Raw genomic sequence first — 19,720 nt, forward strand, 5'->3', positions numbered from 1 at the left:
TCACCGGCTCTCCGAGGCGGAGTACGGAACGAGTCCCGCGTTGTTCTCGTCGATCCGGATGCTGCGGCCCAGATGTGGGAACGCCCGCTGGGTGCAGGACGGGCGGTCGCACACCTTGCAACCCGCGCCGATGGGTGTGGTCGTGTCGGGATCGTCGAGGCGCAACCCTCTCGAGTAGACGAGTTTGTCGGCGTAACCGAGATCGCAGCCGAGGCCGATCGCGAAATCCCTTTTGGCGGCGAGATACCCGGGCATACCTTCATGGGTGGTGCGGGCGATCCAGAGGTAGGTGCGGCCGTCCGGCATCTGCGACACCTGCGTCAGGATGCGACCGGGTGATGTGAACGCATCGTGTACAACCCACAGCGGACAGCTGCCGCCCACGCGGGAGAAGTGGAAAGCGGTGGCGGACTGACGCTTCGAGATGTTTCCGGCGCGGTCGGTGCGGACGAAGAAGAACGGCACCCCGCGCTGCCCGGGTCGTTGCAGTGTCGACAGTCGGTGGCACACGGTCTCGAAGCCCACCTCGAACTTCGCGCCGAGAAGATCGATGTCGTAGCGCAGAGCCTCGGCCGAGCGAAGGAACTGGGTGTACGGCAGGATCAGCGCTCCGGCGAAGTAGTTGGCCAGGCCGACGCGAGCGAGGGCACGTGACCGTTCGGGCAACGTCTCGGCGTCCGCGACGATGGCGTTGATGGTGCCGGCGTGCGCGATGAAGGCGAGTTGCGTCGCCAGCTGGAATGCACGTTGGCCCGGGGTCAGGCGTCGCGCGAGGGTCAGGATCTTCGCAACCGGGTCGTAGGCGCGTTTCGGTCCGATGCGGTCGGGTTCGTCGGTACGGATGATCACGGTGATGCCGTGTTCGTCCTGCATCAGACTGCTCAGCTGCAGATCCAGTCCACCGACGGTCAGTCCCCGACCGGTGAACAATTCCTCTGCGGCATCGTCGAGTTCGGCGATGTGGTTGCGGCGGTCGTAGAAGAAATCGCGGACCTCCTCGTAGGGTGTCGTCGCGGACTGGTCGGCGACGACACCCGGATCGTCCGGGGCGAGCTGCTCGAGCTGTTCGGTGGCGCCGCGCAGCCGCCGGTGCATCGACACCAGCGCGCGTGCCGCGAACGGAGTGCGTGACAACAGTTCGTCGATCTCGGCGGCCGTGACATCGGTGGTATCGGGGTTCTCCGCGAGTACCTCCTGGAGGTCCGCGAGGAGGCGAGCATCGGTGTCGGCAGCGAAGAACGCCATGTCGAGGTCGAACATCGAGTTCAAGCGCAGCAGTACCGGCACGGTGAGGGGGCGATGGTCGTTCTCGAGTTGGTTGACGTAACTGGTGGACAACCCGAGCGTGGTCGCCAGTGCGGTCTGGGTCATCCCACGCTCGTCCCGTAAGCGGCGCAGACGAGCACCGGCATACATCTTCTGCATGGCTGTGAATCTAACATCTTCGACATACGCAACATTCACAAATTTGCTCGATGCATTTCGCAAAAATAGGCATATGCAAGGCATTTCCAACTTTGTGAAGTCTGCGTAGCGTGCAAATCGAAGCACCAACGTTCGGAGGATTCCAGTGAAATCACATCTCGTACGCACTCGTCGGTCCGCGGAAGAATTTCCGAAGGAAGAGCACCTCGCGTGGCGGATCGCCGAGGTGGCCACCGACTCGGTGGAGGTTCCGGACGACACGGCGGACATGATCGTCAATCGCATCATCGACAACGCCTCGGTCGCCGCCGCATCGCTGACCCGTCGTCCCGTGTCGAACGCGCGCGTCCAGGCGCAGTCCCACCCCTACACCCCGGGCTCGGCGGTGTTCGGCGTCGACGGCACCTTCTCGCCGGAGTGGGCAGCATGGGCCAATGGTGTGGCCGTGCGCGAACTCGACTTCCACGACACGTTCCTCGCCGCGGAATACTCGCACCCCGGCGACAACATTCCACCGATCCTCGCTGTGGCTCAGCACACCGGACGCAGCGGTGCCGATCTGATCCGAGGTCTGGCCACCGGATACGAGATCCAGGTCGACCTGGTCCGCTCGATCTGTCTGCACGAACACAAGATCGACCACGTGGCACATCTCGGCCCGTCTGCCGCGGCCGGCATCGGGACGCTACTCGGGCTCGACACCGAGACCGTGTACCAGGCCATCGGACAGGCCCTGCATACGACGACGGCCACACGCCAGTCCCGCAAGGGCGAGATCTCCAGCTGGAAGGCCTACGCTCCCGCTTTCGCAGGAAAGATGGCCGTCGAAGCTGTCGACCGTGCCCTGCGCGGCGAGGGTGCCCCCTCTCCGATCTGGGAGGGCGAGGACGGTGTCATCGCGTGGCTGCTCGGCGGACCGAACGTCGAGTACCACGTGCCGCTTCCCGGCCCGGGCGAGGCCAAACGCGCGATTCTCGACACCTACACCAAGGAGCACTCGGCCGAGTACCAGAGCCAGGCCCCGATCGACCTCGCCCGCCGCATGCGGGAGCGCATCGGCGACCTGGATCAGATCGAGTCGATCGTGCTGCACACCAGCCATCACACCCATGTCGTGATCGGCACCGGTTCGAACGATCCTCAGAAGTTCGATCCGTACGCGTCCCGCGAGACCCTGGACCACTCGGTCATGTACATCTTCGCGGTGGCGCTGCAGGACGGTACTTGGCACCACGAGCGGTCGTACGCGCCCGAGCGCGCGCAGCGCCCCGACACGATCGAACTGTGGAACAAGATCTCCACCGCGGAGGACCCGGAATGGACGCGCCGCTACCACTCCACCGACCCCGCGGAGAAGGCATTCGGCGCCCGCGCCGAGGTCACGCTGAAGAACGGCGAGGTCATCGTCGACGAACTCGCCATCGCCGATGCACATCCGCTCGGCGCGCGCCCGTTCGCTCGTGACCAGTACATCGAGAAGTTCCGGATCCTCGCCGAGGGCATTGTTGCTCCCGGCGAACAGGACCGCTTCCTCGACGCGGCGCAGAGCGCCCCCGAACTGAAGGCAGGCGATCTGCATCAGCTCACCTTCACCGTGTCCGATGACGTTCTCGCCCGCGCTCCGAAGCTGCAGAAGGGACTGTTCTGACATGACCGGTCTCATCGCCGCCACCACGTCGGCTGCGGACAAGCGCATCGCGTTCCGTGCCGGACTGATCTCCGGGAAGATCCAGCGTTTTCCCGGAGCAATCAATCCACTGACGGCAAAGCTCGTCCAGGAGATCGGCTTCGAGGGCGTCTATGTCTCCGGTGGGGCGTTCTCGGCGGCGCTCGCCCTACCCGACATCGGTTTGACCACGCTCACCGAGGTCACCGCGCACAGCGCCCAGATCGCTCGGGTCACCGACCTGCCGGTGCTCGTCGACGCAGACACCGGGTTCGGGGAGCCGATGTCCGCGGCGCGCACCGTTACAGTCCTCGAGGACGCCGGGATCGCCGGGTTGCACCTGGAGGACCAGATCAACCCGAAGCGCTGCGGTCACCTCGACGGTAAGGCCATCGTCGGCACGGACGAGATGGTGCGTCGTCTGCGCGCCGCGGTCTCGGCTCGCCGCGACCCGAACTTCGTGATCTGCGCCCGTACCGACGCGGCGGGTATCGAAGGGATCCCCTCCGCCATCGAACGTGCGAAGGCTTACGCCGACGCCGGCGCCGACCTGATCTTCACCGAGGCGCTCCACACCACGGCGGACTTCGAGAAGTTCCGCGCCGCAGTGGATGTGCCGTTGCTCGCGAACATGACCGAGTTCGGCAAGTCGCAGCTGATCCCCGCACAGGTTCTGGAGAAGATCGGCTACAACGCGGTGATCTACCCGGTGACCACGCTGCGGTTGGCCATGGGTGCCGTCGAGAAGGGACTGCGGGTCATCCATGAGGAGGGAACGCAGGAGACCCTGCTCGACGAGATGCAGACACGCTCGCGGTTGTACGAGGTGCTCGAGTACGAGCGTTACAACGAATTCGATTCCGGGATATTCAATTTCACCCTCGACAGGAGGCAGTGATGACAGACACCGCTGTTCCGACGATCTTCAAGGGATTGGCCGGCGTCGTCGTCGACACCACCGCGATCTCCAAGGTGGTGCCCGAGACGAACTCCCTGACATACCGCGGCTACGCCGTGCAGGATCTGGCCGCCCACTGCAGTTTCGAACAGGTCGCCTACCTGCTGTGGAACGGTGAGTTGCCGACCGACGCCGAACTGACGTTGTTCATGCAGCGCGAACGCGCCGAGCGGCGGGCCGATCGCTCGCTCCTCGGGCTCGTCGCGAAGTTGCCCGAGAGCTGTCACCCGATGGATGTGGTGCGCACGGCGATCAGCTATCTCGGCGCCGAGGATCCCGCCGAAGCCGACGCATCGCCCGCCGCGAATCGCGTCAAGTCGCTGCGGATGATGGCGGTGCTGCCGACCATCGTCGCTGCCGATCATCGTCGACGGCGCGGTCTCGACCCGATTGCGCCGCACCACTCGCTCGGGTTCGCCGAGAACTTCCTGAACATGTGTTTCGGGAAGGTTCCCGATGCGGAGATCGTCAAGGCGTTCGAGGTCTCGCTGATCCTGTACGCGGAGCACAGCTTCAATGCCTCGACCTTCGCGGCGCGCGTCGTGACGTCGACGATGTCCGACATCTACAGCGCCGTCACAGCGGCGATCGGAGCGCTCAAAGGTCCGCTACACGGCGGTGCCAACGAGGCCGTCATGCACGACATGCTCGAGATCGGCGAACCGGAACGCGCCGAGGAGTGGATGCGCGGCAAGCTCGCCCGCAAGGAGAAGGTGATGGGCTTCGGCCACCGCGTGTACAAACACGGTGATTCGCGCGTCCCCACCATGAAGGAGGCGTTCCGGGATGTCGCCGCTCACACCGACGGTGAGAAGTGGGTGCGCATGTACGACGTCCTCGAGAAGACGATGGGTGACGCCACCGGGATCGAGCCGAACCTCGACTTTCCCACTGGACCTGCGTATTACCTGATGGGCTTCGACATCGAGGTGTTCACACCGATCTTCGTCATGAGCCGCATCACCGGCTGGACGGCGCACATCATCGAGCAGAGTGAATCCAACGCGCTGATTCGTCCGCTCAGCGAATACACGGGTGTTCCGCAGCGGTCCGTTGTGGCCTGACACTCGCACAGCGGCGCCCCCGGGCTGTTTCCGTCACCGTCTCCTGTCCCGGGGGCGCGCTTCCGAGGTAACCCGCACCGACGACCTGGTGCGGGTTACTTCGCGTCATTCCGGCGGTTGCCACACCGACGTTCGCGTCATGCCCGCCGCGCGTCCCTTGCCGGAGATCACCAGTGCCATCTTGCGAGAGGCTTCGTCGATCATCTCGTCGCCGAGCATTGCCGCGCCGCGGGACCCACCCGCTTCGGAGGTGCACCATTCGTACGCGTCGAGGATGTTCTCGGCATGGTCGTAATCGTCCTGGCCGGGGTTGAAGATCTCGTTGATCACGTCGACCTGGGAGGGGTGCAGCACCCATTTGCCGTCGAAGCCGAGTGCGGCGGCTCGGCCTGCCACACGTCCGAGACCATCGAGGTCCTTGATCGCGAGGTACGGGCCGTCTATGGCCTGCTTACCGTGGGCGCGGGCCGCCATGAGGATCGACATGAGAATGTGGTGGTAGGCATCGCCCACGTCGTATCCGGGTGGTTGCTCGCCGACGACGAGTGACTTCATGTGGATCGACGCCATGAAATCGGCGGGTCCGAAGACGAGCGTTTCGATTCGCGGGCTCGCCTGTGCGATGGCATCCAAAGCGATGAGCCCCGAAGCAGTTTCGATCTGGACTTCGATTCCGATCCGGCCGACCTCGAGCCCGACCGACTTCTCGATCTGGGTCAGGAGCAGGTCGAGCGCACGCACCTGTGTGGCGTCCTGCACCTTGGGGAGCATGATGCAGTCCAGGTTCGTGCCCGCGCCTTCGACGACGTCGACGACGTCGCGGTAGGTCCAGGGTGTGGTCCAGTCGTTGACGCGCACCGTCCGGATCTTGTCGCCGAACCCGCCTGCATTGAGGGATTCGACGATGATCTCGCGGCCGGCGGCCTTGGCGTTCGGTGCGCAGGCATCCTCGAGGTCGAGGAACAGCGCATCCACGGACAACCCGCGGGCCTTGTCGATCATCTTGGGGTTCGATCCGGGAACCGCGAGGGTGCTGCGCCTCGGGCGGATGGTGCGGGTGCTCATAGGACACCTTTCGTATATCGAGACTGTACTGATGTATCTGATTGTGATTAATATACGTTTGTGTCCACGACTTCAACCCCGAGCCGTTTCACTGCTGCTTTCCGTGCGCACCCGGCAGGTGTCGCGCTCGTCACCGCAGACGCGGGAGCCGGGCCGGTGGCGCTCACGGCCACGTCGGTGGCATCGGTGAGCGCCGATCCGCCGATGCTGATGTTCTCCGTCTCCGACGCCTCGTCGAGCTCGCCGACGGTTGCCGCGGCCGACACCGTCGTAGTGCACCTACTCGCGGCGGAACAGCTGCACCTGGCGAAACTCGGCGCCACCAGCGGGATCGACAGGTTCGCCGACGCCTCCCTCTGGGAGAGGATGCCTACCGGGGAGGTGTGCTTTCGCGATGCTCATACCCGGATCCGTGCCCGGGTGGTGGAACGGCTGAGGGTCGGCACCTCGTCGGTGATGGTTGTCGAGGCGCTGGATATCGAAGGATTCGGGACCGATTCCGGGTCGACCGCTCCACTGGTCTATCACGACCGCGGGTGGCACAGTCTGGGCGACCATTCGCGGATCGAGTAGGCGACGCTACTTCAGGGGCGTGCCGTTGCGGGTGGCCTGGGCGATGTAGGTGCTCAGCATCTGTGATGCTCCGGCGAAGTGCTGCTCGGTGATGCGCCGTGCCTCGGCTCCGTCGCCACGCGCGAGTGCCCCGATGAGGGCATCGTGTTCGTCCAGGCTGCAGGGAACACGCTCGGGGAAGAGTTCGAAGTATCGCTGCGGGATCATGCGTCCGGCGTCGCCGAGCATTCCCTGCAGGCGCGTCGACCCGCACGATTTGTTGATCTCGCGGTGGAACAGCCAGTTGAGCGTGGCGATGTCGTCGCCGGAGGCTGCGGCCACGCGGATCTCGCGATGCAGCTCACGTACGCGAAGAAGCTGTTGGTGGGTGATCCGACCCGCGGCCCACTGCGATGCGACTCCGGACAGGGCCGCCATCAGCGCGAAGTTCTCGACGATCGTCTCGGGGGAGACCCCGATGACGGTGATGCCGCTGCGCTGTGCGACGCGGACCAGGCCTTCCTGTGCAAGGGCCAAGCAGGCCTCCCGTACCGGAGTGCGGCTCGTCCCGAACTCCTCCGCGACGGCGTCCAGGTCTATGCGGTCGTTGGGGGAGAGATCGCCGGACAGGATCCGATGACGTAGCGCAGCGCGCACGCGTTCACGGCCCGTCTGCTTCGGCGATGTCTCGTCCGATGTCTCGCCGACGATCCACGGACCCCGGTCGGTCTCCGTCATCGCGACCTCTTTTCCTGACACGCATTCTTCGGTGTTGACAATCTATCACCGAGCATTAAATATATCAGTTGACATCAGATGTGTTTCTTTCGCTGAGGGAGTCTTTCCATGACAGAGCGCAGAACCGACCAGATGACGCTCGTGGCGTTCATGCAGGCGTCGAACGTGTCCGTGTACTCGGGGTCATGGCGATACCCGAACGCGGCGCAGGACTACTTGAGCCTGGCCTACTACCAGCGGATCGCACGGGTCCTCGAAGAAGGCAACTTCGACCTGATGTTCTTCGACGACCGGCTCGCGATGCCCGGCATCTACGGCAACTCCGTCGCCGACGCCGTCCGCTACGGCGCCCGGCCGATCAAGCTCGACCTCACCGCGATTCTCGGCGCTGCCGCGGCCGCGACCACGCATCTGGGGCTCGGAGCAACCTACTCCACGACCTACTACCAGCCGTTCCACGTCGCACGTACCTTTGCGACACTCGATCATCTCAGTGGCGGACGCGCCGCCTGGAACATCGTCACCTCGGTGAACGACGCCGAGGCGCGCAACTTCGGTGTGGACAAGCACTTCGACCACGACAAGCGCTACGACCGCGCCGAGGAGTTCGTGGAAGTTGTCGCAAAACTGTGGGATTCATGGGAAGACGACGCGATCATCGGCGACAGGGAATCGGGGATCTTCGCCGACGCGGAGAAGGTTCACGAAGTCGATCACCACGGCGAATTCTTCGATGTCCAGGGCCCGCTCACCGTGCCGCGAACGCCGCAGGGTCGGCCCGTGCTGATCCAGGCGGGCCAATCCGGTCGTGGCCGGCAGTTCGCTGCCAAGTGGGCCGATCTGATCTTCACGGGCGACCCGAGTCAGGCTGTCGCAGCCGAGCATTACGCGGATCAGAAAGCACTGGTCGCCGAGTACGGCCGGGCGACCGACTCCGTGCGGGTTCTTCCGATGGTCTACGTCATCCCGGGAGAGACCGAGGAGATCGCGCAGCAGAAGGAAAGCATCTTCCTGCACGAGCTCGTCCACCCCCAAGCGTCACTGACCCTGTTGTCGGAGGTCACCAACCACGATTTCGCGGGTCACAGCCTCGACGACGTCGTCACCGACGAGCTGATCGAGAGTGTCTCGGGCATCCGGGGCCTCGTGCAGGGCGTCAAGCGCCACATCGGCGACCAGGAACTGACCCTGCGCGTCCTCGCCAACCACCGTGCCACCCTGCTGCAAGGTCCTCGTTTCGTGGGCACCGGCGCCCAGATCGCGGCGCAGATGGAGGAGTGGTTCCAGTCGCGTTCGTGCGACGGATTCGTCATCGCCGCAACTCATTTCCCCGGAGCATTCGAAGACTTCGTGCGGCTCGTCGTGCCGGAACTCCGTGCTCGCGGGCTCGTTCGTGAGGAGTACACCGGTTCCACACTGCGGGAGAACCTCGGCCTCGAGCGCCCCGAGAACCTCATGACTGCAGGTGCGCAGACCGAACTCGTCGCCGACCGGGTGGTCGAGCATGTCTGATCCCGAACCGTCGCGCAGCGCCATGCTGCACGGCATCCGGGTACTGGATCTCGCAACCTTGGCGGCCGGACCGCTCGCGGCCACCTATCTCGGCGAGTTCGGCGCCGACGTGATCAAGGTCGAGCAGCCGCAGGGCGGCGACCCGATCCGGGGATGGGGAGTCCAGAAGGACGGTATCGGGCTCGTCTGGAAGAGCATCGGGCGCAACAAGCGCTCCGTCACAATCGATCTCCGCACCGCAGACGGCCAGGACCTGGTGCGACGTCTCGCGGCGGAATGCGACGTCGTCGTCGCGAACACTCGGCCGCATACTCTCACCCGGTGGGGCCTAGACTACGACGCACTCCGCAGGATCAACCCCAAGATCGTGATGCTGCATGTCACGGGATTCGGTCTCACCGGCCCCAAGTCGTCGCGCCCGGGATTCGGCACTCTCGGTGAGGCGATGAGCGGATTCGCGCACACCACAGGCGAATCGGACGGACCTCCGACGCTGCCCTCCTTCATGCTCGCCGACGGAGTGGCATCGCTCAACGCCGCGTATTCGATCATGATGGCGCTCTATCACCGGGACGTGCACGGTGCGGACGGTCAGCTGATCGACGTCAACCTGGTCGATCCGCTGGCGAGGCTGCTCGAACAGTCGCTGCTCGCCTACGACCAGACCGGTGAGATCGCACAACGGACCGGAAACCGTTGGGGTATCTCGGCGCCCCGCAACACCTACCGGACGAAGGACGACAAATGGCTCGCGATGTCGGCCAGCTCACCGAGCATCGCGGTGCGGGTGTTCAAGGCGATCGGACGCCATGACCTCGTCGACGATCCGGACTTCTCGGATGCGCAACGGCGCCTCGAGCGGTTGGACGACGTGGACAAGCTCGTCGCAGAGTGGGTAGCACAGCACACTCTCGACGACGCAATGGCCGTGTTCGAAGCGGGGGAGATTGCTGCGGCGCCCGTCTACGATGTCTCCCAACTCGTCGAGGACGAGCAGATGATCGCTCGCGAGGTGTTCGTCCGGGTCGACGATCCGGATCTCGAGAGCATGCTCGTTCAGGCTCCGGTACCGCGATTCTCGGGAAATGCCGGAATCGTCGACAACCTGGGGCCCGCACTGGGGGCGCACACCGCGGAAGTCCTCACCGAGGTGCTCGACCTCACCGACGCGCAGATCGCCGATCTGTGCGACCGCGACATCATCACGTTGGGAAGGAACGCCTCATGACCTCGACGCCACGACCGCTCCGGCGGTCGGAACTCGCGACACCCGCGTCCAACGAGCGGATGTTCGCGAAAGCTGCCGCCTCCGACGCCGACCTCGTGTTCCTCGACCTCGAGGACGCCTGTGCCCCCGCTGAGCGGGAAGAAGCCCGCGGCAAGGCCGTTCGCGCTCTCAACGAGTACGACTGGGGACACACGGCCCGGGCGATCCGTATGAACGGCATCGACACTCGCTGGGCGTACGGGGACGTCGTCGAGGTGCTCACCGGCGCCCGCGAGAACCTCGATGTCATCATCGTGCCCAAGGTGACCGCCGCACGGGATGTCTGGTGGGTCGACACCCTGCTCACGCAGGTCGAGGACACACTCGGAATGACCAAACGCATCCGGCTCGAGGTACTCATCGAGGATGTGGCCGGGGTGGCGAACGCAGAGGAGATCGCCACGTCCAGTGGTCGCCTCGACGCACTCATCTTCGGTGCCGGCGACCTGTCGGTGTCGCAGGGCGCCCGTGTCGACACGAACTTCCGGCCCCGCGACGACTACCCCGGTGACTTCTGGCACTACGCGCGGATGAAGGTGCTCACTGCGGCCCGCATCGGGCGTCTGCTCGCGATCGACGCGCCGTATCCCGACTTCAAGGATGCCACGGGCTACGAACGTGAAGCCCGTCGTGCATCGGCGTTGGGATTCAACGGCAAGTGGGCGATCCACCCGTCGCAGATCGACATCGCCAATGACGTGTACTCGCCCACCGAGGACGAGATCCGCCAGGCGAAGCGGAATCTCGAGGCGTATCGCGAGGCGGAAGCTCGAGGCCTCGGCGCGACCAGCGTCGACGGTCAACTCGTCGATGCGGCCCACGTCAAGCTGGCGCTCGCCGTTCTGGAACAGGCGGAGCAGACGCGACGCTGACCTGCTTGCCGACGCCGAGGAGTACGACTGGAAGCTGCCGAGTATCCGTCGTGCGGGGGACTGGAGAGATGGGTCGCGTCGGCGATGCGGGGGCGGCACCGGGGCGCGAGGATTCGGGGCATGGAAAAGAACATCGCCTTCATAGTGGCGCCATTGCTCACCGTTGTATACGGAGTGGTACGGCTGCTGGACTCGATCGATGGTGAGCGTGGGCCCGGAATTGCCTGGACTGTGGGGCATCTGGCGTTCCTCGGCGCGCTCGGTCTATTCGCGGTAGTGGTCTGGGAAATGCGGCGGCGGGCCGGACGCGGTCAGTTCGCGACAGGGACGGCCGTCGTAGCTCTGGTGGGGATAGGGTGCGCGGTCGTGCAGTTCGGGATCGATCTCGTTGTGGGGATGCTCGCCACGGACCACGCCGCGATGAGCCCGATGTTCGAGTCGGTGCAGTCGTTGCCCGGTGTGGAGCTCGCCGTGTACGCGATCGGCCCGGTCCTGTTCTATCTGGGATTGATCGTGGCGGCCTGTCATCTCGTCGTGGTCGGTGAGCTCAGGGCGTGGTCCGCGGCGTTCGTCACGCTCGGTGTCGTCGTCGCCGCCATCAGCCTTGACCTGCTTCCGGTCGCGGGCCTGCTCATGACAGCCGGTCTCTTTCCTCTGACACGACGCTCCGCCCGGCCGATGACCCTCGCATCCTGATCCCTACCGACAGGGAACAGCGGGGATCTGTGGCAGGATTGCGCGTTGTGCCGGACGTGCCGATGATCGCCAGAGTACGACGATGGGCAGGTGCACCCGGAGCGCTCGTTGCGCTGGCCGTCGTGCTCGCAGTCGTGCAGGCAGCACCTCTGTTGTTCCAGCAGAGCATCGATGGACGTGCGTGGCATTGGTGGGGGTATGTCGCGGCCGTCGGAGCATCGCTCCCGGTGATGGCGGTGCGCCGGTACCCGGTCGCCGTTCTGCTCGTGTCCATCACAGTGTCGGCGTCGTACGACCTCGTCGAACCGGTTGCCCCGCAACCACTGTGGTACGGGGTTCTGGTGGGGGTCTACGGGCTGGCGAACTGGAGCGGGCCGTGGGTGAGAGTGGTGGTGTTCACCCTCATCTGCGGGGTGGGACTCGCCACCGTGGGATCCCTCAACACGGCGATGCGGGGCATCCTGATGTACGTCGCGGCCTATGCACTGGGACGGGCCGCCGCGAGTGCCCGTGCCAGAACCGAGGCGCTCGCCGAACAGACGCTCCGGCTGGAACGGGAACGTCGCCGCGACGAGGAGCGGGCCGCCGAACGCGAGCGAGCTCGCATCGCGCGCGACATGCACGACATTCTTGCTCACTCCATCACCCTGATGGTGGTGCAGGCGGAGGCAGGCCCTGTCGTCGTGGAGCATTCACCCCGGCGTGCGGCCGACGCGTTCGATGCCATCGCGGAGGCCGGCCGTGACGCCCTCTCCCAACTCCGCCGGCTACTTGCGATCCTGAAAGAGGAAGACGTCTCCCGCGCACCGCAACCGACCATCGAAGACCTGCCCGTTCTCGTCCGGCAGGTCGGCGGAACCGGCCCGGCCGCGGTCTATCGTGTCGAAGGTGAACCACGCGCAGTCCCCGCCGATTGCGGTGTCGCGGTGTATCGGATCGTCCAGGAGTCGTTGACGAACATCGTCAAGCACGCCGAAGCAGAACACGCGGAGGTCCACATCCGCTGGCACGACGACGCACTGGAGATCACGATCACCGACGATGGACGCGGTGCGGACACCGCACGACCCGCTGGAGGTCACGGCCTGATCGGTATCCGCGAGCGCGCCGCCGCATGCGGTGGTACTGCCGTCGCGGGTGCCCGACCCGACGGCCGACCGGGCTTCGAGGTCACCGCTCGACTCCCGCTCGCGGCCGATCCGGTGACGGAATCACGGGAAGGCTCCGGAGCCGCATGACGATTCGCGTGGTGGTGGCCGACGATCAGGAGCTGGTACGGGCAGGGTTCGCGATGATTCTCGGCGCGCAGACCGACATGATGGTCGTTGCGGAAGCGGGCGACGGGTTCGAGGCGGTCGGGGCGGCGAGAGCGCATCGACCGGATGTGGTGCTCCTCGACATCCGGATGCCCGGGATGGACGGGCTGGAGGCTGCGCGCATCGTCTGCACCGAGACTTCGTCGCGAGTGGTCATGCTCACGACGTTCGATCAGGACGATTACGTCTTCGATGCCCTGCGTGCCGGTGCCAGTGGTTTCCTCCTCAAGGACGTCAGACGCGACGACCTCGTACATGCCGTACGGGTTGTCGCAGCAGGAGAGTCGCTCCTGGCGCCGTCCGTCACCCGCACGCTGATCGCCGCCTTCACTTCGGGTGCAGCGACGCTCCCGCCACAGAGCTCGCGGCTCGGTCTGCTGACCACCCGTGAGATCGAGACGATGCGGTTGCTGGGCGCCGGGTTGTCCAACGCGGAGATCGCGGCGTCCCTCGTAGTCAGCGAGCACACCGTGAAATCCCATGTCAGCAGTATCCTTGCGAAGCTGTCCCTGCGTGACCGGGTTCAGGCGGTCATCGCCGCCTACGAAACGGGTCTCATCCGCCCGGGAACACGCTCGGCCTGATCGCATACGCGGAACGTGAGTTCGAGGGCTGATGCGCCGAAGGGGTGCAGCTCTGCGCGGTCGAGGCCCTCGGCCTTGCTATGCCAGATACTCGCTGAAGGTCTGCACTCCGACCGCCCGCTCCGGGGTCAGGTTGTTTCCGGCGCGAAACGCCGCAAACGCGCGCCCGGGGAGACGGATCGGCCAAATCCCCTTTCTTGCCCCGATCGACGCAGCGTAGGTCCGGGCAAGATCTCGTGCGTCGATGATTTCGGGCCCCCCTACCTCCGGTACCCGACCCGCGGGTGGGGCCGCTGCCAGTCGGGCAAGTTCGTCGGCAACTTCGGCTGCGGCGATCGGCTGGATCCGGATATCCGGTGTGAGAAGAACGGGTAGGCGCTTCTGGCGAGCGAACAGTCCGGCCACCAGTTCGTGGAACTGTGTCGAGCGCAGGATGCTGTAGCCGAGCCCGGATCGTTCCAGCTGTTGTTCGACCTCCACTTTGCCCGTGTAGTACCCGAAGGGAATCCGGTCCACACCGACGATCGAGATGAGCACGACGTGCTCGATTCCGGCGACTCGTGCAGCCGAGAAGAGGTGCCGAGCGGCGCGGACATCCGCACGTCGGGAGTAGCCGGTCGCGCAGTGCACCACGGTGTCGGCGCCCGCCAACGCACGCTCGATGCCTTCGTCGCGGCCCAGATCGGCGACTGCCCACTCGAGTCCGGTTCTCGTGTCGCCGGATCGGTCGTGACGGCTGACCACACGCACCCGGCGCTCGGCATCGCGCAAGCGGTCGACGACATGATGGCCGACGGTGCCGGTGCCGCCCGTAACGACTATCGGTGACGAATTGTTCATGGCCGTCCTTCGCGTCAGATCAGGAGTAATCCCACCGCCGACAGTGCGAAGCCGAGCGCGATGACGCCAACCCGCACATAGTGGTAGCGGTCCCAGGTGTCAGCTTGCTCCTTCCAGTCCGGCGGCGCTCCCTCTTCTGCCCATCGGATCGAGCGATTGTTGATCGGTACGAGAAGCAGGACCGACATCACGACGCTGACCAGCAACAACGCCGACGCACCCAACGTCATCCATGCAGTGGTGTCGCCCCACCCCAGAATCGTCCACAGAATCGCAATGGCGAGCGTGCCGATGTACCAGAACGGCATCACGCGTCCGAGCACCCGCGCGCCGTCGCTGCGAGCAGCCACACCGGCATCGTCAGGTATTCGATACATGATCGGATTGACGAACACTGCGATGGCGAATTCCACTCCCACCAACACGCCGAAGACCACGACCGTGGTGACTGCAACTGCATTCAGCATGGAAACCTCCTGGATATAGCAATGCTAGAAATTAGATCGACGATAACATTTCGACGACTCAAGATCTAGCACTGCTAGAATCATGGTATGTCAGTGCAGGAGCGCAAAGCGCGTGAGCGGGCTTCCCGCCACAGGTCGATCATCGCGGCAGCGCGTGAGATGGCAGAGGCAGAAGGGTGGGACGCCGTCACCACTCGGCGATTGGCCGAACGGATCGAATACAGCCAACCCGTGCTCTACAGCCATTTTCGGGGTAAGGACGAGATCATCGCGGCTGTCGCACTGGACGGTTTTTCCGAGATGACCCTGGAGTTGTCCCGAGCGGTCTCCGGAACCCACTCGCCACGCGCCGCTGTCGCTGCCCTCACGAGTGCCTACATCGCGTTCGGAGAGCGACATCCTGCCGTGTACGACTCGATGTTCAACCTCGACAACGGACTGCCTTTCGCGGACCCTGCGACCCCGGCCCCGATGCGTGAGTCCTTCCAAGTCCTACACGACACGTTGACACTGGTCGCGGGAACCGTCGAACCGGGTCTGCTGGCCGAGGTCTACTGGGCTGCAGTGCACGGTCTGGTCGAGCTCACCCGAACGGGCAGGGTTCCTCCGCAGGACACCGCACGTCGCATCGAGGTGCTCGTCGATCGCTTTGCCGTCGAATGAGGGGCCGGGCGTGGTCCGGGAGGATTTCTTCCGGACCACGCCGGTTCGGCGTCGACTACCAGAGGCGCCGGGTAGCCAATTCTGCGCCCTTGGTGAGTGATTCGAGCTTCGCCCACGCGATCTGTGGGTGGATGCGACCGCCGAGACCGCAGTCGGTCGAGGCGATCACATTCTCGGGGCCGACGACGCTCGCGAACCGCTCGATCCGGTCGGCGACGAGTTCGGGGTGCTCGACCACATTCGTGGCGTGACTGATCACGCCGGGCACGATCTGCTTGCCATCGGGTAGCGTCACGTCCTCCCATACCCGCCATTCGTGCTCGTGACGGACGTTCGCGGCCTCGAACGAATACGAACCGGCGTCGATCGTCAGCATCGTCTCGACGAGGTACTTGAACTCGAGATCGGTGGTGTGCGGGCCGTGCCAGCTGCCCCAGCACAGGTGGAAACGGATCCGGTCCTCCGGTAACCCACGCAGGGCGTGGTTGAGCGCCTCCACGCGGATGCGGGTGAATGCGAGATAGTCCTCCACCGTGGGTTCCGGGCTGATCTGATCCCAGTTCTCGGCGATCGACGGGTCGTCGATCTGCAGGATCAACCCGGCATCGATGATCGCCTGGTATTCCTCGCGCATCGCGTCCGCGCAAGCCCAGATGAACTCTTCTTCGGATGTGTAGAACTGATTTCCGATTCGCGATGCGCTGCCGGGTGAGAGCGAGGTGATGAAGCCGTGCTCTGCCCCGGATGCAGACAGGGCGGACTTCAGGTTCGCAATGTCCGACGCGATCGCGTCATGTCCGGTGTAGGTGACGGGACCCGTCGCGGTAGGAAACACCGGAGCCTCGTCACCGACGGAGACACCGCTCTTCGGATCGCTGTAGGCCTCGGCGAACGTGGCCCAGTCACGTCGGTCCGGGAACGTCGTGAGCCGCACGTTGCCGGGTGTCGACCGGACGGGCTCGCCGCCGAACGGTCCACCTTCGGCCAGTTCCAGCCCGGACAGACGCTGGAACGAGTACGACCACCAGGCGCCGTAGTCGACGGCCGAAGACATCGCCTTTCCGTATTCGCCGTCGCCGGGTGTGGTGATCCCGAGGTCGATCTGGCGACGAACCAAGGCGTCGACCTGTCCGGCGAGTAATTCCGAATACTCTCTCGTCGTGTCGAGCCTGAATCCGTCCGCGGCATCCCGGCGTGCCCGGTTGGCGGCCACCAGCTCGTCGGTTCGAGGCAGGCTCCCGGCGTGCGTGGTGCGAATGTGTTTCGTGGTCATGGTGATCGGGTGCTTTCTGGGAATCGTTATCGGTCGAGCTCGGACCGAACCGTTGCTGCCGCGGCGACGAGGTTCGTCAACGACGCCGTGACCTCATCGGTGCCGCGGGTCTTGAGTCCGCAGTCCGGGTTGACCCACAGGCGCTCGGCGGGAACGGCGCGCAGCGCTTCGCGAAGAGACTCGGCGATCTCGTTCTCGCTCGGAACCCGCGGTGAGTGGATGTCGTAGACGCCGGGGCCCACTCCGAGGTCGAATCCGATTGCGTTGAGGTCGTCGAGCACCTCCATGTGTGAACGCGCGGCCTCGATGGAGGTGACGTCGGCGTCGAGTTCTGCGATCGCCTCGATGACCTCTCCGAACTCCGAGTAACACAGATGGGTGTGGATCTGCGTCGAATCCGCCACGCCGGACGTCGAAAGACGGAATGCCCCGACTGCCCACTCCAGGTATTCGGCCTGATCGGACTTGCGAAGCGGCAACAGTTCTCGCAGTGCCGGCTCGTCGACCTGGATGATGCGCACTCCCGCAGCCTGCAGGTCCACCGTCTCGTTGCGGATGGCCAGGGCGATCTGATCGGCGGTGTCGGCGAGAGGCTGGTCGTCGCGGACGAACGACCACGCGAGAATCGTCACGGGACCGGTGAGCATGCCCTTGACCGGCTTGTCGGTGAGCGACTGTGCGTAAGTGATCCAGTCGACGGTCATGGCATTCGGCCGCGCGACATCGCCGTAGAGAATCGGCGGACGTACACAACGGCTTCCGTACGACTGGACCCAGCCGTTCTCGGTCGCGAAGAATCCGTCGAGCTGCTCGGCGAAGTACTGCACCATGTCGTTGCGCTCCGGCTCACCGTGCACGAGCACATCGATTCCGAGCTTCTCCTGGAGGGCCACCACTTCAGCGATCTCGTCGCGCATCCGCTGCACGTAATCCGCGCGTTCGATCTCGCCCTTGCGCAATGCGGCTCGGGCCACCCGGATGCGCGTGGTCTGCGGGTACGAGCCGATGGTGGTGGTCGGCAACAGAGGCAGATCGAGATGCTGTCGCTGGATCTCGCGGCGCCGATCGGCCGACGTGCGAGTGCGGTTCGATGCGATCGAGTCGAGCATGCCGCGCACCTGGCGGTTGCGTAGGCGAGGATCGGACGCGCGTACATCGGCAGCCGCGTGCGCCGCGGCGAGCTCGGAAGCCACGGCGTCGCGGCCGATGCGCAGTGCCGTCGACAAGGTGACGACCTCGGCGACCTTCTCGGTGCCGAATGCCAGCCACGCGCGCAGCGATTCGTCGAGGCTCGACTCTGCCTCGATGGTGTACGGAACGTGCAGCAACGAGCATGACGACGACACCGCCACCGAGCCCGTCGAGCCGAGCAGTGTGGCGAGGGTGGCCAGGGCCGTCTCCAGATCGGTGCGCCACACGTTGCGGCCGTCCACCACGCCCGCCACGATCAGCTTGTCCGCCAGGGCAGGCAGTCCGGCGATGTCTGCCGAGTCACCTGCGACCAGGTCGACCGCGAGGCCTTCGACACCGGTGCGAGCGAGTGCACCGAGCGCCGGACCGAGGCTGCCGAAATAGGAGGCGACGAGGATCGCAGGACGGTCCTGTGCCTGCGACAGCGTGCCGTACACCTGTTCGACCGCGGCGACGGTCGCGTCGTCGAGATCGCGGACGAGTGCGGGCTCGTCGAGCTGCACCCACTCGACTCCGGCGGCGGCGAGTTGCGACAAGAGGTCCTGATACAGCGGGACCAGCTCATCGGCACGGTCGAGGAGCGGGCCCTGTTCGCTGGTGGACTTCGACAGCAGCAAGAACGTCAGCGGGCCGACGACTACCGGGCGGGCCGGAACGCCGAGCGCGCGGGCCTCGGCGACCTCGCCGAGCACCTTCGACGGATCGAGCGAGAAGACCGTGTCAGGGCCGATCTCGGGGACGAGGTAGTGGTAGTTGGTGTCGAACCACTTCGTCATCTCGAGCGGTGCGACGTCGTCGTTGCCTCGCGCGGCTGCGAAATAGCGGTCGAGGTCGTCGGCGATACCCGACACCCGGGGCGGTAGTGCGCCGAGCATGGCTGCAGTGTCGAGGATGTGGTCGTAGTACGAGAACGTGTTGACCGGAATCGAATCGAGCCCGGCGTCGCGCTGCGCAGCCCAGGTGTCGGCGCGCAGTCCGGCGGCGACCTTCTCCAGCCCGGCGCGGTCGATCCGGCCGGCCCAATACGATTCGACGGCCTTCTTCAGTTCACGCTGGGGTCCGATCCGTGCGGAGCCGAGAACGGTGGCGTGGAAGGCAGGGGCAGCATGGAAGGTAGGGACAGAGGGTGTAGGCACTGGTGGTACTCCGGTGGTCGGTCCTTGATGGCCTACCGCCCGTAGGATGCGCGAATCCGACCGAGCCCAGTCGACTCCGGCCCGGCCGGAGCGAGAGAATACGATGCGGGTCCGCGCGCCCGGTCCACGAGGCGGCACACCGCCGGGCACGGCGTGCCCGGCGCAGATGGCAGGTATTCGGACTTGCAAGCGCCCGAGCCTGTGGGCCCGTACCTACTGGCCGTCGCTTCCCGGGGTGATGCCCAGTGCTGATGACGGCGGTCGTTCCTGCATACCGCTGCGGGACAGTCCCGGATTCTCACCGGGTTCCCTCTTCCACACCCCGCGCAGGGGTGCTTCGACGCCGCCACGGCCTTCGGGGCTCCTCACGACCGGCACGGCGAACCAACTACATCCCGGAGTATAGCCACGTCCTCATTCGAACGGGCAAAGCAG

Annotated in this window: 18 protein-coding genes and 1 riboswitch; of the genes, 11 read left to right on the forward strand and 7 right to left on the reverse strand. The window is 65.2% G+C overall.

What is annotated here, in order from left to right; translation table 11 throughout:
- A complete protein-coding gene (locus ACZ46K_RS11970) occupies window positions 1-1,425 on the reverse strand; it encodes a short-chain fatty acyl-CoA regulator family protein (RefSeq protein ID WP_054805725.1) in 1,425 nt (474 codons plus the stop codon).
- Between the two features lie 145 nt (window positions 1,426-1,570).
- On the opposite strand from ACZ46K_RS11970, the gene prpD reads away from it, so the two are divergent.
- From prpD to ACZ46K_RS11985, 3 genes are read left to right on the forward strand one after another with little or no spacing between them, the layout of a single operon-like run.
- Window positions 1,571-3,073: a 2-methylcitrate dehydratase PrpD gene (gene prpD / locus ACZ46K_RS11975; protein WP_054809563.1), complete on the forward strand. Its 1,503-nt coding sequence runs from the start codon at window positions 1,571-1,573 to the stop codon at window positions 3,071-3,073.
- Window position 3,074: 1 nt separating this feature from the next.
- Window positions 3,075-3,989 carry a methylisocitrate lyase gene (gene prpB, locus ACZ46K_RS11980; protein WP_464748407.1) on the forward strand — a complete coding sequence of 305 codons (915 nt, stop codon included), beginning with the start codon at window positions 3,075-3,077 and terminating at the stop codon, window positions 3,987-3,989.
- Window positions 3,989-5,113 (forward strand): bifunctional 2-methylcitrate synthase/citrate synthase, encoded by a 1,125-nt coding sequence (locus ACZ46K_RS11985; protein WP_464748409.1) that lies wholly within the window; start codon window positions 3,989-3,991, stop codon window positions 5,111-5,113. The genes prpB and ACZ46K_RS11985 overlap by 1 nt, the downstream gene beginning before the upstream one ends.
- Window positions 5,114-5,218: 105 nt before the next feature.
- Here ACZ46K_RS11985 and ACZ46K_RS11990 read toward each other — a convergent pair whose 3' ends face one another.
- Window positions 5,219-6,178, reverse strand: a complete 960-nt coding sequence (locus ACZ46K_RS11990) for an HpcH/HpaI aldolase/citrate lyase family protein (protein WP_464748411.1) — start codon at window positions 6,176-6,178, stop codon at window positions 5,219-5,221.
- Between the two features lie 60 nt (window positions 6,179-6,238).
- Here ACZ46K_RS11990 and ACZ46K_RS11995 point away from each other — a divergent pair, with 60 nt between their 5' ends.
- Window positions 6,239-6,751, forward strand: a complete 513-nt coding sequence (locus ACZ46K_RS11995) for a flavin reductase family protein (protein WP_378492451.1) — start codon at window positions 6,239-6,241, stop codon at window positions 6,749-6,751.
- 6 nt (window positions 6,752-6,757) lie between these two features.
- Here ACZ46K_RS11995 and ACZ46K_RS12000 read toward each other — a convergent pair whose 3' ends face one another.
- On the reverse strand, window positions 6,758-7,468 hold the full coding sequence (locus tag ACZ46K_RS12000; protein ID WP_054809564.1) for a GntR family transcriptional regulator: 711 nt from the start codon (window positions 7,466-7,468) through the stop codon (window positions 6,758-6,760).
- 108 nt (window positions 7,469-7,576) lie between these two features.
- Here ACZ46K_RS12000 and ACZ46K_RS12005 point away from each other — a divergent pair, with 108 nt between their 5' ends.
- The 6 genes from ACZ46K_RS12005 (at window position 7,577) to ACZ46K_RS12030 (ending at window position 13,715) form a co-directional block, all read left to right on the forward strand.
- Window positions 7,577-8,980 (forward strand): LLM class flavin-dependent oxidoreductase, encoded by a 1,404-nt coding sequence (locus ACZ46K_RS12005; RefSeq protein WP_054805726.1) that lies wholly within the window; start codon window positions 7,577-7,579, stop codon window positions 8,978-8,980.
- 22 nt (window positions 8,981-9,002) lie between these two features.
- Complete coding sequence (locus tag ACZ46K_RS12010; protein ID WP_464749296.1) at window positions 9,003-10,208, forward strand: CaiB/BaiF CoA transferase family protein; 1,206 nt, start codon at window positions 9,003-9,005, stop codon at window positions 10,206-10,208.
- The gene (locus ACZ46K_RS12015) at window positions 10,205-11,119 is read left to right on the forward strand and encodes an HpcH/HpaI aldolase/citrate lyase family protein (RefSeq protein WP_054805727.1); all 915 of its coding nucleotides are present in this window, start codon (window positions 10,205-10,207) and stop codon (window positions 11,117-11,119) included. Before ACZ46K_RS12010 ends, ACZ46K_RS12015 begins: the two co-directional genes overlap by 4 nt.
- Window positions 11,120-11,239: 120 nt before the next feature.
- The gene (locus tag ACZ46K_RS12020; RefSeq protein ID WP_378492454.1) at window positions 11,240-11,815 is read left to right on the forward strand and encodes a hypothetical protein; all 576 of its coding nucleotides are present in this window, start codon (window positions 11,240-11,242) and stop codon (window positions 11,813-11,815) included.
- A 62-nt stretch (window positions 11,816-11,877) separates the two neighbouring features.
- Entirely contained in the window at window positions 11,878-13,053 is a 1,176-nt protein-coding gene (locus ACZ46K_RS12025) for a sensor histidine kinase (RefSeq protein WP_464748413.1), read from the forward strand.
- Window positions 13,050-13,715, forward strand: a complete 666-nt coding sequence (locus tag ACZ46K_RS12030; protein WP_054805768.1) for a response regulator — start codon at window positions 13,050-13,052, stop codon at window positions 13,713-13,715. The genes ACZ46K_RS12025 and ACZ46K_RS12030 overlap by 4 nt, the downstream gene beginning before the upstream one ends.
- A 78-nt stretch (window positions 13,716-13,793) precedes the next feature.
- Here the strand turns inward: ACZ46K_RS12030 and ACZ46K_RS12035 are convergent, their stop codons facing one another.
- Together ACZ46K_RS12035 and ACZ46K_RS12040 are read right to left on the reverse strand one after the other, a co-directional pair.
- On the reverse strand, window positions 13,794-14,555 hold the full coding sequence (locus tag ACZ46K_RS12035) for an SDR family oxidoreductase (protein ID WP_054809566.1): 762 nt from the start codon (window positions 14,553-14,555) through the stop codon (window positions 13,794-13,796).
- Window positions 14,556-14,569: 14 nt separating this feature from the next.
- Window positions 14,570-15,022, reverse strand: a complete 453-nt coding sequence (locus ACZ46K_RS12040; protein WP_054805767.1) for an anthrone oxygenase family protein — start codon at window positions 15,020-15,022, stop codon at window positions 14,570-14,572.
- An 87-nt stretch (window positions 15,023-15,109) separates the two neighbouring features.
- Here ACZ46K_RS12040 and ACZ46K_RS12045 point away from each other — a divergent pair, with 87 nt between their 5' ends.
- Complete coding sequence (locus ACZ46K_RS12045; RefSeq protein ID WP_054805766.1) at window positions 15,110-15,685, forward strand: TetR/AcrR family transcriptional regulator; 576 nt, start codon at window positions 15,110-15,112, stop codon at window positions 15,683-15,685.
- Window positions 15,686-15,740: 55 nt separating this feature from the next.
- On the opposite strand, the gene ACZ46K_RS12050 is transcribed toward ACZ46K_RS12045, so the two are convergent.
- Complete coding sequence (locus ACZ46K_RS12050; protein ID WP_378492459.1) at window positions 15,741-16,958, reverse strand: cobalamin-independent methionine synthase II family protein; 1,218 nt, start codon at window positions 16,956-16,958, stop codon at window positions 15,741-15,743.
- 26 nt (window positions 16,959-16,984) lie between these two features.
- Window positions 16,985-19,285, reverse strand: coding sequence for a 5-methyltetrahydropteroyltriglutamate--homocysteine S-methyltransferase (metE, locus tag ACZ46K_RS12055; RefSeq protein ID WP_464748417.1), 2,301 nt, complete (start codon window positions 19,283-19,285; stop codon window positions 16,985-16,987).
- Window positions 19,286-19,436: 151 nt separating this feature from the next.
- Window positions 19,437-19,639: riboswitch (cobalamin riboswitch) on the reverse strand.
- Between the last annotated feature and the right edge of the window lie 81 nt (window positions 19,640-19,720).

The organism is Rhodococcus sp. JCM 9793, assembly GCF_055380405.1.